9 protein-coding genes and 2 pseudogenes are annotated in these 13,663 nt (G+C 54.5%); 5 read left to right on the top strand and 6 right to left on the bottom strand.

All coding sequences use genetic code 11. The features are described 5' to 3' along the window. Nucleotides 1-63: 63 nt before the first annotated feature. Complete coding sequence (guaD, locus tag ACR0LN_RS00110; protein ID WP_480426760.1) at nt 64-1,413, top strand: guanine deaminase; 1,350 nt, start codon at nt 64-66, stop codon at nt 1,411-1,413. 104 nt (nt 1,414-1,517) lie between these two features. On the opposite strand, the pseudogene ACR0LN_RS00105 reads toward guaD, so the two are convergent. After that, a pseudogene (locus ACR0LN_RS00105) lies at nt 1,518-2,131 on the bottom strand (DDE-type integrase/transposase/recombinase). Nucleotides 2,132-2,398: 267 nt separating this feature from the next. On the opposite strand from ACR0LN_RS00105, the gene ACR0LN_RS00100 reads away from it, so the two are divergent. From ACR0LN_RS00100 to ACR0LN_RS00085, 4 genes are read left to right on the top strand one after another with little or no spacing between them, the layout of a single operon-like run. Continuing rightward, nucleotides 2,399-3,424, top strand: coding sequence for an ABC transporter substrate-binding protein (locus tag ACR0LN_RS00100; protein ID WP_480426758.1), 1,026 nt, complete (start codon nt 2,399-2,401; stop codon nt 3,422-3,424). A 2-nt stretch (nt 3,425-3,426) separates the two neighbouring features. Beyond that, nucleotides 3,427-4,035 (top strand): SCO family protein, encoded by a 609-nt coding sequence (locus tag ACR0LN_RS00095; protein WP_480426756.1) that lies wholly within the window; start codon nt 3,427-3,429, stop codon nt 4,033-4,035. After that, nucleotides 4,035-6,827 (top strand): hybrid sensor histidine kinase/response regulator, encoded by a 2,793-nt coding sequence (locus ACR0LN_RS00090; RefSeq protein WP_480426754.1) that lies wholly within the window; start codon nt 4,035-4,037, stop codon nt 6,825-6,827. Before ACR0LN_RS00095 ends, ACR0LN_RS00090 begins: the two co-directional genes overlap by 1 nt. After that, nucleotides 6,824-7,876, top strand: a complete 1,053-nt coding sequence (locus ACR0LN_RS00085) for an adenylate/guanylate cyclase domain-containing protein (protein ID WP_480426752.1) — start codon at nt 6,824-6,826, stop codon at nt 7,874-7,876. The genes ACR0LN_RS00090 and ACR0LN_RS00085 overlap by 4 nt, the downstream gene beginning before the upstream one ends. A 91-nt stretch (nt 7,877-7,967) precedes the next feature. On the opposite strand, the gene ACR0LN_RS00080 is transcribed toward ACR0LN_RS00085, so the two are convergent. The 5 genes and pseudogenes from ACR0LN_RS00080 to ACR0LN_RS00060 form a co-directional block, all read right to left on the bottom strand. After that, nucleotides 7,968-9,218: a phophatidylserine decarboxylase associated domain-containing protein gene (locus ACR0LN_RS00080; RefSeq protein ID WP_480426750.1), complete on the bottom strand. Its 1,251-nt coding sequence runs from the start codon at nt 9,216-9,218 to the stop codon at nt 7,968-7,970. A gap of 59 nt (nt 9,219-9,277) precedes the next feature. After that, the gene (locus tag ACR0LN_RS00075) at nt 9,278-10,726 is read right to left on the bottom strand and encodes a phophatidylserine decarboxylase associated domain-containing protein (RefSeq protein WP_480426748.1); all 1,449 of its coding nucleotides are present in this window, start codon (nt 10,724-10,726) and stop codon (nt 9,278-9,280) included. A 230-nt stretch (nt 10,727-10,956) separates the two neighbouring features. Continuing rightward, nucleotides 10,957-11,632: pseudogene (locus tag ACR0LN_RS00070) on the bottom strand (DDE-type integrase/transposase/recombinase). Nucleotides 11,633-12,024: 392 nt separating this feature from the next. Continuing rightward, the gene (locus ACR0LN_RS00065) at nt 12,025-12,591 is read right to left on the bottom strand and encodes a histidine phosphatase family protein (RefSeq protein WP_480426745.1); all 567 of its coding nucleotides are present in this window, start codon (nt 12,589-12,591) and stop codon (nt 12,025-12,027) included. Beyond that, nucleotides 12,588-13,658, bottom strand: a complete 1,071-nt coding sequence (locus tag ACR0LN_RS00060; protein WP_480426742.1) for an MBL fold metallo-hydrolase — start codon at nt 13,656-13,658, stop codon at nt 12,588-12,590. Before ACR0LN_RS00060 ends, ACR0LN_RS00065 begins: the two co-directional genes overlap by 4 nt. Nucleotides 13,659-13,663: the final 5 nt, after the last annotated feature.

The following is a 13,663-nucleotide window of genomic DNA, read 5'->3' as shown; positions in this document are numbered from 1 at the left end:
TCCACTGCGGGGCAGTCGCTGGGCTGCCCCCTACCCTTACCTTTCGTTCAATCGAGACGTTTCATGACACAGAGATTGCTTCGCGGTCGCTTGCTGACCTTTCATCGCGAACCGCAGAACGGCGAAGATTCCGATGCGTACACCTATCTTGAAGACGGAGCATTGCTCGTCAAGGATGGCATGATCCAGAATACCGGCCCCTTCGCCGAGATCAGTATGAAGGCCGCAGATGTGCCTGTGACAGACCATCGTCCGCACCTGATGATGGCTGGATTTATCGACACGCACGTCCATTTTCCGCAAGTTCAGGTGATCGCCTCGTGGGGGGCGCAGTTGTTGGACTGGCTCAACAACTACACGTTCCCGGAAGAAACCCGGTTTGCTTCGGATGAACACAGCGCACTTATGGCGCGCGCGTTCTTCGATCAGCTCATCTCGCATGGCACGACAACCGCGGTCGCATATTGTTCGGTCCACAAGGCATCCGTGGACGCCTTCTTTACTGAGGCCACTAGGCGCAACATGCGCATGCTCGGCGGCAAGGTCCTGATGGACCGCAACGCGCCCCAAGACCTGCTGGATACACCACAAACCGGATATGATGATACCAAGGATCTGATCAGAGACTGGCATGGCAGGGGCAGGAACGGCTATGTCATCACACCTCGGTTTGCGATCACTTCCACGCCCGATCAAATGGCGATGGCGCAAGCTCTGGCGCAGGAACACCCAGACTGCCACATCCAAACTCATCTTTCGGAAAACAAGGACGAAATCGCCTATACCGCGCAGCTGTACCCTCAGGCCCGGGACTATCTGGACGTCTACCAGTCTTATGGGTTGCTGGGGCAAAAAACACTGCTGGGACACTCCATCCATCTGGAGACGCGTGAGATTGATGCGCTAGCAGAAACCGGCGCCCATCCAGTGTTTTGTCCAACCTCGAACCTGTTCCTCGGTAGCGGCCTCTTTGATCATGGTGGTCTCAGCGCACGTGGTATCTCGAATGGTATAGCCACCGACATTGGGGCAGGAACCAGTTACTCGATGCTTCAGACCCTCAACGAAGGTTACAAAATTCTGCAGTTGCAAGGTCTGGCCTTGCATCCTCTGCAAGCATTCCATTGGGCAACTCTAGGCAATGCTTGTGTTCTGGGACTGGAAGATAAAATCGGAAATTTGGACCCCGGTACTGAGGCGGATGTTGTAGTTCTGAATGCGCGCAGCACACCTGCCATGGCCCTACGCATGGATCGCGTTGGTACTCTCGCAGAAGAATTATTTGTTTTGCAGATGATGGGCGATGACCGCGCCATCGAAGAGGTTTATGTTTCTGGGTCGCCAAGCTTCGAAAGCCGGGCGCATTTTCCAGACCTGAACACAGCAAGTAAGCCCATGATGACACCGAGTTAAAACGCCGCCTTGTATAGAGTTTCGGTGCCGAGATGGTTCTGGCCGCCCCGGGGCGGGGCAGTCAGACAATTTTGAAACAGTCTCAGCCCGGCCAGATGAGATGTTCACTGTGAACTGCAAGGTTGGCACCATTCGGGGAAAACGGTCGCTTGTGTCAGCTTGAAGGTGTCTCGGCTAGTGAGAGATCGTTTATGGTCAATATTGTTGTATGCAAAGGACTAGACGGTGGAGAATTACACCAAATTTCGCATGCGCCTAAAACGCCGCCTTGCGCGATCTCTTTGTCGAAGCGAAAGATGCGAGTTCTCAACCCGGTTGTTAAGTTACCCGTTTTTCCCTCGCTCCGACATCTCTGAGCACAGCCCGGTATGATGCAAAGCGACCGGATACAACTTCATCTGAAGAACCGTAACGCCGCGTCAGTTTCTTATTGAGTTTTAGTGCTGCCTATTTGTTTTGACAGTTGGTGGCAATCGCTTCACGCAGCTCGCCTTCGCGATCAACGACGCCCCAAAAACAGTGCCGCCGACCGCTTACCTATATGAGCACGCCGTCGACATGCCATTTCGATTTCGGGCACTAACATCGGGCAAAAACGGTTCCCAAAATAGCGGACTGTCTCGTGGCTCACTTCAATACTACGCTCATTCAACGGATCTTTCACGCTCCGAAGCGATAGCGGGAACCGAACGTACAACGTCACCACCAAACGGATGATCTCGGAACCGGTTTAGAAGTGCTTGAATGGCAATCGCAGATTAGTGCACGACGGTTACGAGGGCGCCCTGCCCGTCTCAACCCAAGTCCTTCTGACAAGACCAAATCCAGCTCAAGTTCCCCATTCAACACGACTCATTTTTGAGAAAGCGGCAAACGACATGTTTCCACCTGAAATCTAAGTAATCGGCAAAAATGACTTAGTCTAAAATTCTGCTATCATGTGCGGCATAGCCTCTGCGCTATAAGCAAGCAAAAGGCCAAAAACATGCGTTTTAACAAAAATTTTCTTAATCGCCGTGGCTTTACACTTGGTGCGGCTGCCATTTCCGCCGGTGCGGCTGGCCTCGGTTCGGTTTCTTCCAGAGCGGACGAAGCGCCGGAAACCACGCGTATTCGACTTATCCGTGACCGCAAATTTCCAGTACTCTGCTATGCCCCTCAGTATGTAGCGGAACAGTTCCTGCAAATGGAGGGCTTCACAGAGATTGAGTATGTTTCGCTTGGGGACGACGGTTCGTACGCGCATGCGCTCACTGATGGTACAGCAGATATGAGCGCGGCACTTGGTGTCGACTGGGTGCTTCCGATCTCTCAGGGCGAACCAATTGTCGTACTGAGCGGGCTGCATGCAGGTTGCGTCGAAATCTTTGCGAATGAGAGCATAGCAACGGTGGGCGATCTCAAGGGCAAACGTGTGGCCATTCACGGGCTGGGCAGCCCCGAACGGTATCTGCTGGCCAGCGTTGTTGCCTATATCGGGCTGGACCCGGAAAAGGATGTTCAATGGGTTTTTGCGCATCCCAATGACTGGGCCGGCATGCTGGCGGAAAACAAGATCGACGCCATGGCGAGCTTTCCACCGCTCAACTACATCCTGCATGACGAGGGTATCGGACACGTCATTCTGAACACTACGACCGACAATCCCTGGCAGCACTATTTCTGCTGCATGGTTGCAGCCAACAAAACATTTGCTGCCGAGAACCCGATTGCGGCAAAGCGGGCGCTGCGCGCGATTCTCAAGGCCAACCAACTGTGTTCGGAAACGCCTGAAATTGCAGCGCAATGGCTTGTCGATGAAGGTCAGTCACCCACAATCGACTATGCAATGCGTACGCTGCAGGATCTGCCCTACGATGCATGGGATACCTATGATCCCGAAGACACATTGCGGTTTTATGCGCTACGCCTGAATGAGGCCGGGATCATTGATGCCACCCCCGAAAGCATCATCGCTTCCGGTACGGACTGGGCGCCTTTGAACCAGCTCCTGAAAGAGATGAAGTCCTGAAAATGGCCTGGTTTTTTGGACGCAGCACACTTTATAGCGCGGGTGTTGTGGCAGTGTTGGCCGGAGCCATCATCTGGATGGCGGGGGCTCGGCAAGACGACTCGCCCTATTCAAACCTCGGTCAGGCTCCTGACTTTACCCTTATCGACGAGAACGGAGAAGCCTTTTCGCTTTCAGAGGTCGAAGGCCGGGTTGTGCTTGTCAGCTTCATGTTCACACGTTGCTATGACCTTTGTCCGATCCTGACGTCCAAGCTCGCCACAATGCAGGAAGACCTGGAGGACGGCTATCGCGAAGACGTCTATTTCGTGTCCGTGACAGTGGACCCGGACTACGATCACCCAGAAGTTCTCAAAGAGTTCGCGACAAACCTGGACTATTCCCCCGAAGGATGGTCGTTTTTGACCGGTCAGCATGCCGACGTGCGTCGCGTTGCCAATGCATTTGGCGTTCTGATGGCAACGGACACACGTAACACTATCAATCACAATCTTCTGACCACAGTCATCGATCCAGATGGCGTCATGCGCGTTCAGTATCTGGGCGAGCGGTTCGACACGGATGAACTGCTTGAAGATATCCGCGCCATTGCGGACCATGCGCGGAGCTGATGCTCGACTGGCTGCCAAAAATCTTTGCGCGCATCGACGCCCGGATTGGCTTCAAGCTTTCTATCGCATTGTTCGGTCTTGTTGGCCTGTTTGTTGTGCTGGGCGCGGTCGGCATCGGAGCACTCCGAGACTCGGACAGGCGAACTCAGTCGCTTATCGAACTTCAGAGGAAAATCGCCGCGTATCAGGCACTTCAAAGCAACACAACTGCACTACGCTTTATCGTCTCGAACGCCTTTTTGGAAAACAGCGCACGCGATCTGGATACCGCGCGGCGGCAAATCAGCCAGATCGCGTATGACTTCAATCGAGCGGAATTCATATCGGCCGAGGATCGGAAAAAGGTCGATACGATCAAGGACGACTACGCACAACTGGTCGAGATCGGGTATGAAGTAATCAGGCTTTTGGCGGCGGGGCAGACAGAGGTTGCCGAAGCCTTCCAGATGCGATCGGCTGCACGGCTGGGCGACTCCATCGAACGGCTGACTTACGCACTCATTGCCAGCGCCGAGGCCGACATGATCCAGAAGGCGGCTCAAGGCAGGAAATCCTATCAGATTTCCCGGTACACTCTCATCGCAACGGCCGTGGTCAGCGTTTTGATCGCGCTTGTGGTCGGATACGCGCTTTCCGGCACTATCGTCCGCCCCCTCGAACGCACCAACACCCGTCTGGCACAGATATCGTCAGGCGATTTTTCCGGAAAGCTCATAGTAGAAAACCGGGACGAACTGGGTGAACTGGCCGACAATGTTAATCGGATGAGCGCAGAGCTGGAATCGCTCTACGACAAGCTTGAACGCGCAAGCGAGCACAAAACCGAATTTCTGGCCAGAATGAGCCACGAAATTCGCACGCCGATGAACGCCATCCTGGGAATGGCGGAATTGATGTTGGACACGCCCTTGTCCCGCGAACAACGCGACTATGTTCAGACATCTCACGACAGCGGCAAAGCGCTCGTCGCGATCATCGATGACATTCTCGACTTTTCAAAGATCGAGGCGGGTGAGCTGGAGCTTGAATATGCACCGTTCGACCTGCGGGACTGTGTTGAAAGCACTCTGGACATGATTGCCTTTGTCGTATCGGACAAGGATCTGGACCTAGCCTATCGCATCCACGACGGCACGCCGGAAGCAGTCGTAGGGGATATCACGCGACTTCGGCAAATCCTCATCAACTTGCTCAACAACGCAGTCAAATTCACCGAGCGGGGCGAAGTGGCGATCGATATCAGCTTTATCGCCGAGGAGTCACCAAACGCAGGCACTTACCGCTTTGAAGTACGCGATACCGGTATCGGCATCCCCGAGGATCGTATCGACCGTTTGTTTCAATCCTTCAGGCAGGTGGATGCTTCGACCAGACGGAAATACGGGGGCACGGGGCTTGGCCTCGCGATTTCAAAACGGCTGGTGGAATTGATGGATGGCGAAATTGGCGTGACCAGTACCCTAGACGTGGGCACCACTTTCTCGTTCAGCGTAAAGCTTGGCCTGCAGGTTACCGCCCAAGATCAGACGCTTGGGGGCGTCGAACTGACCGGCAAATCAATGTTGATCCTGTGCGACGGCGGGTCCACCACATGCGAGGAACTGAAGCGATATGTTTCAAAATGGAGTATGAAAATTACCACGGCCGAAACCCTTCAGGACGCAGTTCATCTCCTCAACAGAGGAACACGTTTCGATGTTTTTGCGGTGGACGCAGATCATTATTCAGAAGCGGGGGCGGACATTTCAGAATTTGCGAATGCGATACAATCGACCCCCGGCATATCAATGGTGCGTTTGGGACATTCAGCCGGGCAGTTGGATGGTTTCACCACATTGGTTCAAAAGCCTCTCAAACCGTCTATTCTGTACAATACCCTGATTGACACACTTTTTGGCGACGGTTCGGGCTCGGCAACGTTTAATCCGGTCGCATCCTCGCTTGATCCTGAATTGGCGCAAAGATGCCCCCTGCGGATATTGTTGACTGATGATCACCCGACAAACCGAAAGATTGCCACGCAGGTCCTGAAAAGGCTGGGGTACAAAATCGACACGGCAGAAAACGCCATTGAGGCGCTCGAGAAGCTTGAAGAAAAGACCTATGATCTTGTGCTCATGGACATCCATATGCCCGAGATGGACGGCAAAGATGCGACAGAAGAAGTTCGACGCCGGTTCCCATCCGGTTGGCCCCGCGTTGTCATGATGACCGCAAATGTCATGCAACGGGATTGGCTGGCGTGTCAGGCGGCCGGGGCCGTGGACATCGTTCGAAAGCCCATAGAAATCCCCAAATTGATCGCCGTACTCGAAGATTGTCACGCCGCGCTTACCCACAACGACCTCTCGCCGAAAAAACTTGGTACACAACCGGAATGTGAAGAGTGGCCGGGCAAAAAAACATCCATCAACCACCGGAACGCTGAAACGCTGATCGACAGGTCCGCGATAAAACGGTTGATGGACCTCATTGGCGGAGATCCGGTCATGTTCGATGAATTGCTTGAAAGCTTCTGCAAAGAAGCACCCAAACTCTTCGTCGAACTGAAGGCGGGTGCCGCCAGAGACCCCGAAAAACTGCGCATTGCCGCCCATACCGTAAGATCAAGCGCTGCAGATTTTGGTGCAACCACGCTTGCCGCGCAATGCGCCGAGTTGGAAAAAATCGGTGCGTCGGGGGGGGCAGAAGATGCGGTAAAGCTCATCCAAAAAGCAGCCTCGGAATGGAGTGCGGTAGAAGCCGAGCTTGTTATTGTCTCGAAACAGATCAGAGACGGGGAAATTCTATGACAGATCAGCCAGGCAAGATACTCATCGTCGATGATCACGAAACCAACCGCCTGAAACTCTCTATGGCAGTTCGTGCGCTTGGGCATGAATCCGATCAGGCGGAAAACGGGCTGATCGCCCTGGAAATGATGCGCGCCAACACCTATGACCTCGTCTTGCTGGATATTCTCATGCCGGAAATGACCGGCCACGAGGTTTTGCGCGAAATGCAGGCGGACCCAAACCTGCGAACCTTGCCGGTCATTGTCGTGTCTGCAATCAACGAAACTTCGGATGCTGTTGCGTGCATTCAACTCGGCGCGGAAGACTACCTGCACAAACCGTTTGATCCGGTATTGCTAAAGGCAAGGATCAGTGGATCATTGACCAAAAAACGTCTCAATGACGCCGTGCGGCAGCAGATGGAATTCATTCGTGACATGTTGGGTAAATATATCCCCGACATCGTCGCAAAGAAGATGGTCGAAAGCGGGGGAGACCTGGAGCCGACAAGAACCGTTGCGACGGTCTTGATGACCGATATCGTGGACTTCACAAGAATTGTCGAAAGCCATCCCGCCGAACGCATTCTCGAGATGCTGAACGCGTATTTCCATACAGTTCTTGAGCCGATTACGCGACAAGGCGGCATTGTGAATAATTTCGAAGGCGATGCCCTCATGGCCCTTTTCAACGTTCCGGTCACGGTAGCGGACCACGCAGATCGCGCCGTTATGGCGGCTATGGAAATCAACAAAATAACTGAAACCCGGCAGTTTGCCGGTATCACCCTGCGCACGCGAATTGGAATCGATACCGGCAATGTTATTGCAGGCAATGTCGGCGACGGATCACGTCTGACCTACACAGTCGTTGGCTCGACGGTAAATACCGCTGCGCGGCTCGAGCAGTTGAACAAGGAACGCGGCTCGATGGTGATTGTCTCGGGCAATACCGCTCGGCGATTGACGCGGGATTTCCCCCTGACTGACGTAGGCTCTGCGCCGTTGCGCGGCCTAGTCGACCCGATCCGGATCAACATCCTAAAACCGGCACTGGAAACGACATAGTACCGGCGCGGTAAATACAGTCGCACCCTAACGCATGGGGTAGTCCATGGGCGGCACCTTTACACAACTCACGCGCGGGATTTGTAGCGGTTCAGTTGGAGACCGCAATGGCGGCGTTCACCTTGATTGTTTCGCTTTCATCGGGCGTGGGCGGGTTCTTAACATCAAAGAAATCGATCGCACCTTTCTGAAACAGAACCGCCATACTGGAGCCGCCGTAAGAAAACCGCCCGATCTCTTGCCCTTTTGACACGTGATCACCCGGCGCGACAGCGTGCCTGATCGAAGATATCTCGGTGATGCCTACCGGCATGACGCAAACAATGCCAAGCGGCTTGTGATCCGCTTCTATAAACGCAAGCCCGCGTGTGTTGACGGCCGTGTAATAGCCCTGAGCACTAACACCTTTGACCGCATTACCAAGGCTCGCGAGGTTCGAGAACATAAGTCCCTCGATGACATCGGTGGCCAGTATCTTACCGGAAACCGGCGCGTGCCAGCGATGGTAATCCGCGCCAGACAAATAGCTTTGCAGCACATCTCCTTTGTCGAACATCTCGGTCAGATCGCTGCCCGCAAGCATGTCGCGCAAAGAATAGGGCTGCTCCTTTACCCAGAACTCCCGTTCCAGATCCACTTCGCGGGCAACGCGGAAGATTTTGCCGTCATTTGGGGAAACCACGACCTTCGGATCTCCGCGCCCGGCAACCGGGCGGGCCTTGGGCTTTATCTCACGGTGAAAATAAGCGTTAAAACTTGGAAAGCCGCCGTGTTCGGCTTCGGGGTCGGGAAGAATGAATTCATCAAGTTCATTGTAAGCCCACGCACCAAGCGACAGCCAACCATGAGCCCCGCGATTGATCACATGTTGGCTGGCCGGGCTGTCCAGATAATGGCACCATTCACGCAGGATGAGCCGCAGCGCGTCATTCATAGCGCGATTGCGAAAAGCAGCCTCGCCCGCCCGTGTCATCATCATGTAGGTAAACAGCTTGGACATCGGGAAGAAGTTCCGCTTTTCCTCTTTCTCTTCCCAGATTGGCGCGTCGGTGACGATATAGCTGAGTTGCGCAAGAAGTTCCGGGATATCATCGACATGCTTGTGCGCCGGATCCACTTCGTCGATCATTTCGCTAACCAGCATCCTGACGACGCCATCACGTTTCATCAGGCTCTCGAAGGCCGCAACGGACGGGCGCAGGGGGGCGTCACGTTTACCCGCGACGATTTCTCGAAGGTCACGATGCCAGTCCGAAACGGCGTGTCTGTCAGCTGGCAGCTTCCCCGCCGACACAGCAGGAAGTTCCGCATATTTTCGGTCCAGTTGTGCAGCGTTCGACATACGCCCCTCCCCCAATACGAATTCCGGCAATCGGCGGAACAGACCGCCGGATATACAGGTCAGTTGTCGTCGCCTTCCAGATTGGCAATCGCGCATTTTGCGTTGGCGCGCAGCGTATCTTCGGGCTGGGCGTTGCGTCCGATCAGCGGAGGTTTAACCAAAAACTCTTTGACTGCGCCGGGCTGGAATACCAAGGCAAACGAAGATCCGCCGAAGCTGAAATTGCCTAGCAAGTCGCCTTTCTTGACCGGCTTGTGAACTGCCAGATGGGGCGCGAACTCCAGCGAGGATACCTCAGTCAGGCCAATCGGAACCACGCAGACAACCCCAAGCTTTTTGTCGTGACTGTCAATGTAGATCAAACCACGGGTCGCAACACCGGCAGCCCAACCCTGCGAATAGGGACCTGACATCGGATCCGGGCCGACAGCATCGCTTTCGGTCCAGGCATACCCTTCGATAAGTTCCAGCCCGACCACGGTTCCATTGATCGGCGCGCTAAACCCATGCCAGTCGGCCCCACCGTTGACGTAAGTCTGATAGACGGAACCACCAACAAAACGGTCAACAAATTCACTGTTGTTCAGGAGGTTGGCCATCGAATAGGCTTGGCTCTTCAACCAGAAGGCGTCGTCGCGCTGAACATAGTTTTCCAGGGCCCAAGCCACACCGTCATTGGGCGAATTGATGGTGCGATTAGAGTCGCGGTCATCAATTGGGCGCTTGTCCTCGCGCACCATGCGGTGAAAGAAGTCGTTGTAGGATTTCCAACCCCAATAAGGCGCATCTTTATCCGGAACAACATAGTCTTCCAGCACTTGGTTGTATTCAAGCGCTTTGGGATTAAGCCACCCCGTCGGCCCGGTATTCAGGACATATCGACTGTCCGGGCTGTCCAGGAATTTGCACCAGGCCTTCATGATCGCGTTCATGCCAGAGTTGAATTGCGGCATACGCATCAGTCTTTTGCCCGCAGGGGTCATCATCCAGAAATTCATCAGCGCCGACAGAGGGAATTGCCATGATATGGAGCTGACGTCCTTGTAGATTGGCGCAGTATGCACGACGTAGTTGATTGCATCCAGCATTTGATGGACGCTGTTGAAATGACTACGTTCTGCCGGAATTTGCTGTAACCCAAGTTCGGCGTACATCCGCACAAATGCTTCTTTTTCAATTACCTCCGCCAGATCCTGGACCTCCTGCGTCCATGCTGGCCCCTTGCCCGCTTCAAGTTCGAGCCGCACAAAGCGCTGAAACTCACTGATCTGGTTAAAATCGCGATCGATCTTGGCACCGGTGACCGCCAGTCTTTGTTCATGGAGCGCCTGCAGCAACTCGCCCTCGGTCAAGGGGCCGGATTTAGGGTCATGCTTAACTTGTTGAATCGATTCAAAAGTCTTCTTATCCATAACTTGGACCTCCCCAACCAGATGTACAACGGAGCCAACCAGGCCACGTTGCTTGAAAAAATTTGAAAAACTAACCTCAGTGATAGCAGCCACCATGTCTATCTGGAAGAAAATTCAGGTTGGCCATAATGTCAGTCGTCGAATGACCCGGAACACGAGCAGATGATTGGCATCGCAGGATCTGGCTCGTTGCTGTTTCGACCTATGCCGCTTTATTGCGATCTAACACGCGGCGGTTCTAAATTGTTTGGTCGTCGAGGTGATGTCAGAACAATTCGAACCGGTCTCAGTTGCGCCATCAGTGCTGTCCTTTACGCCGCGCCACGTTAACGCCACTCGGCGAGAGCTGCGTGCGTGTCCACATTGAATGTGACTCTGCTGGTGCGAGGTCGTTCGCAGTTGAAGTGGTCGCAGACGAAAAAATGAACGGCGGCGAGTTTCTGCAAAAATCGCATACGCCTTAAACGCTGCTTCGCGTGTTCTTGACGTCGGAAGGGTGAGTGCGAACCTTCACCCCAATTGTTTATCCACCTGCCCGTTTTCTGCTTTTTCCTCACACCGAGATTTCTGAGCGCAGCTCGACATGAAGCGAAGCGATCTGCAACGGCTTCATCCGTAGCATCGTGTTGCTTCAATAATTTCCTTAGGATTTCAGCGCAGCCTGCTTGTTTAGACTTTTGGTGACAAGGGCATATAGAACTTTGCCCTCATTTTGGACTGCTCGTTACAGATCGTGGCGCTTGCCATTGATTTTCTAAAAACTTCGTCAATGCACCAATTCGAATTTGAGAACGCCCGCAACCGCAGGGCCCGTCTCTTTCGGTTATAAAGCGTAAACATCGGGCCGAAACGGTTCCACTAATACGGCAAAGTTTCACGGCTTACTTCGATGCTGCGCTCATGCAACTGATCTTCCACGTTTCAAAACGACAGTGGGAAGCGAACGCCTAACATCACGGAAAGGCGAATAATCTCGGGGCCAATTTTTAAGAAATTTAACAGAAATCAATTGGCTAGGGCCCGAAGCCACGAAAATCTCTTGCCCACCTCAAGACAATTTCTTCTGACAAGACCCGCGAAGCAATTTATTGCCCGCCCCGAAAAGCGGGCTGTTGGGCGGATTGCGCCGAAGAGTAAGTTCGATCGCACTGCACTGGCAGTTGTCACTCCGCGCGATAGCTTCAATCAAGTTATCTCTGAAAGCTGATATTGGTACGCCGCACAACGTCGGGCTCTAGGGGCGCGTTGCAGAGCTCAGGAACGATGCAGCCCAGTATAACAACCAATTCAAAGCGGCAGCCAAATTCGATGGGACGCAATGAATCTATGCCGTTAAAGGCAAGCCAAACATCTACGTCAGCTTCGCGGTGCTTCTTTTGATCACTCCCAAAAGCTCAAACCGGTTTCACGTCAACATGCTCGGTATGGCTCACTCCATCCCAGAGAAAGAAATGCGGCACCGCATTCCGAGGGCGCGTTCCCACGGTAGTTTGCCCGATCAAGAGGCGAGCGGCCCGAATTACGCCCGAATGACAAACAAAAATCACTGAACCTCCGCCGGCCTTTTCCATGCCATCGCACAATGCGCGATGGACGCGCAGTATCATGTCCAGCCATGCCTCCCCTTGTTCCGGGTGGCTGTCTCTTGGTGGTAACCTGTCCAGCGACAACCCTTCGAAGCATCCCCAATTGCGTTCGACCAGCCCGAGATGTTGCTGCAAGATACGCCCCGGGAACCCCAGTCGGGCGGTCTCGACCGCACGGGACATCGGGCTGCAAAAAATATCCGCGTCTTCAGGCCAGCTTCTTTGGGCCAAACCACGCGCCTGCATGCGGCCCGCATCGGTCAGAGCGACATCCAGCCTGCCTGCAATGATGGCGTCCCGGTTCGCGGTGGTTTCACCGTGCCGGATCAGAGTGAAGTCGCGCTGAGGCAACCGGGGCAGAATTGGCAAGGTCAAAGCGTAATCCTGTCATGCAGAAACACCTCTGCCTCAAAACCTGTTTCCAGAAAGTATTCCTCCGGCAAAGCGCAGAAAGCGGGTGCAAAGCGGCGCGCGCCAAGGTGACGTAGCATTCCGATCTGATCCGATAAGGGTGGGTGCACGTTCCAACGCCGAAAATGTCCGCCGTCCACCTTTTCGATGCCACGGGCATGTGCCGTCATGTGTCCTGTGAAAACCACATGCGCGTCGCGCCCAAGCCGCCCGCCTTCAAGCCAGGCGCGCACATAGCCCCAGGCCGCACCGCCATCGGCGTTGGGTGTATCGCAGATCAGAAACCGCGCGCCGTCCAGATCGCCCCGCTCCAACAGTGGTGCAATTTCATGCGCGCCGCCGTTGACCCCGTCCGTGGCGAGCGCAGCGCGCAATGCCGCCCGACATTCCGGGTCCAGCATCACGTTGTTTGCCCCATATCGGCGCACCAGATGCAACGCCAGTTCCCCCGCCCGTCCCGAGGGCGGCACAGGAAAAAGGACCTGGCCGGTCAATCCATCCAGCAGGTCGTTCAGGGCATCCAGGCGTTGCGCCTGGGACAGGTTATCCAGATGATAGCTGCAATCCAAAATCGCCGTCCCCGCCCGAGGCGGCGGATCAAAGGCGAACCAACGCGACTCCTCGGACCAATCGCCGGAATAGAACAACCCATCGCCCAGATCGAAATGCAGCCAGACCCCGCCCAACGCGTGACCATTCCGCCCGGTCGTGACCCGAACGCCTCCGATCGCGCAACTGCCTTTCTCCGGCAAAAGATGCAGGTCGGCAGATGGTGGCAACGATAGTGCGGTGCGCCGCGTGGCAAAGATCGGCAGATCGGCCTCGATGGCATAGGCCGCACCTCCGATATGGTCGATATGGTCATGAGTCACAAAAACCGCTTCGACGTCCTCAAGCCAGTCGGGATCAAACTTGGCATTTGCTTCCGGACCAAAGCCGCAATCCAGCAGCCAGCGCCGACCGGCGGTCTCCAACAGCATGCAGGCAGGACCTTTATCGCCGATCCCGGACAGGACCGTAACGTAATGCATGATAC

It is taken from the genome of Ruegeria sp. AA6 (assembly GCF_056542865.1).
The sequence above is the reverse complement of the archived record's forward strand: the minus strand, read 5'-3'. Positions and strand labels throughout refer to the sequence as shown.

What these genes read in the sequence shown, in the direction of transcription:
- ACR0LN_RS00075 (WP_480426748.1), bottom strand. Translation starts at nt 10,726, where the DNA reads ATGGTGGCTGCTATCACTGAGGTTAGTTTTTCAAATTTTTTCAAGCAA.
- ACR0LN_RS00090 (WP_480426754.1), top strand. Translation starts at nt 4,035, where the DNA reads ATGCTCGACTGGCTGCCAAAAATCTTTGCGCGCATCGACGCCCGGATT.
- ACR0LN_RS00100 (WP_480426758.1), top strand. Translation starts at nt 2,399, where the DNA reads ATGCGTTTTAACAAAAATTTTCTTAATCGCCGTGGCTTTACACTTGGT.
- ACR0LN_RS00095 (WP_480426756.1), top strand. Translation starts at nt 3,427, where the DNA reads ATGGCCTGGTTTTTTGGACGCAGCACACTTTATAGCGCGGGTGTTGTG.
- ACR0LN_RS00085 (WP_480426752.1), top strand. Translation starts at nt 6,824, where the DNA reads ATGACAGATCAGCCAGGCAAGATACTCATCGTCGATGATCACGAAACC.
- ACR0LN_RS00060 (WP_480426742.1), bottom strand. Translation starts at nt 13,658, where the DNA reads ATGCATTACGTTACGGTCCTGTCCGGGATCGGCGATAAAGGTCCTGCC.
- ACR0LN_RS00080 (WP_480426750.1), bottom strand. Translation starts at nt 9,218, where the DNA reads ATGTCGAACGCTGCACAACTGGACCGAAAATATGCGGAACTTCCTGCT.
- guaD (WP_480426760.1), top strand. Translation starts at nt 64, where the DNA reads ATGACACAGAGATTGCTTCGCGGTCGCTTGCTGACCTTTCATCGCGAA.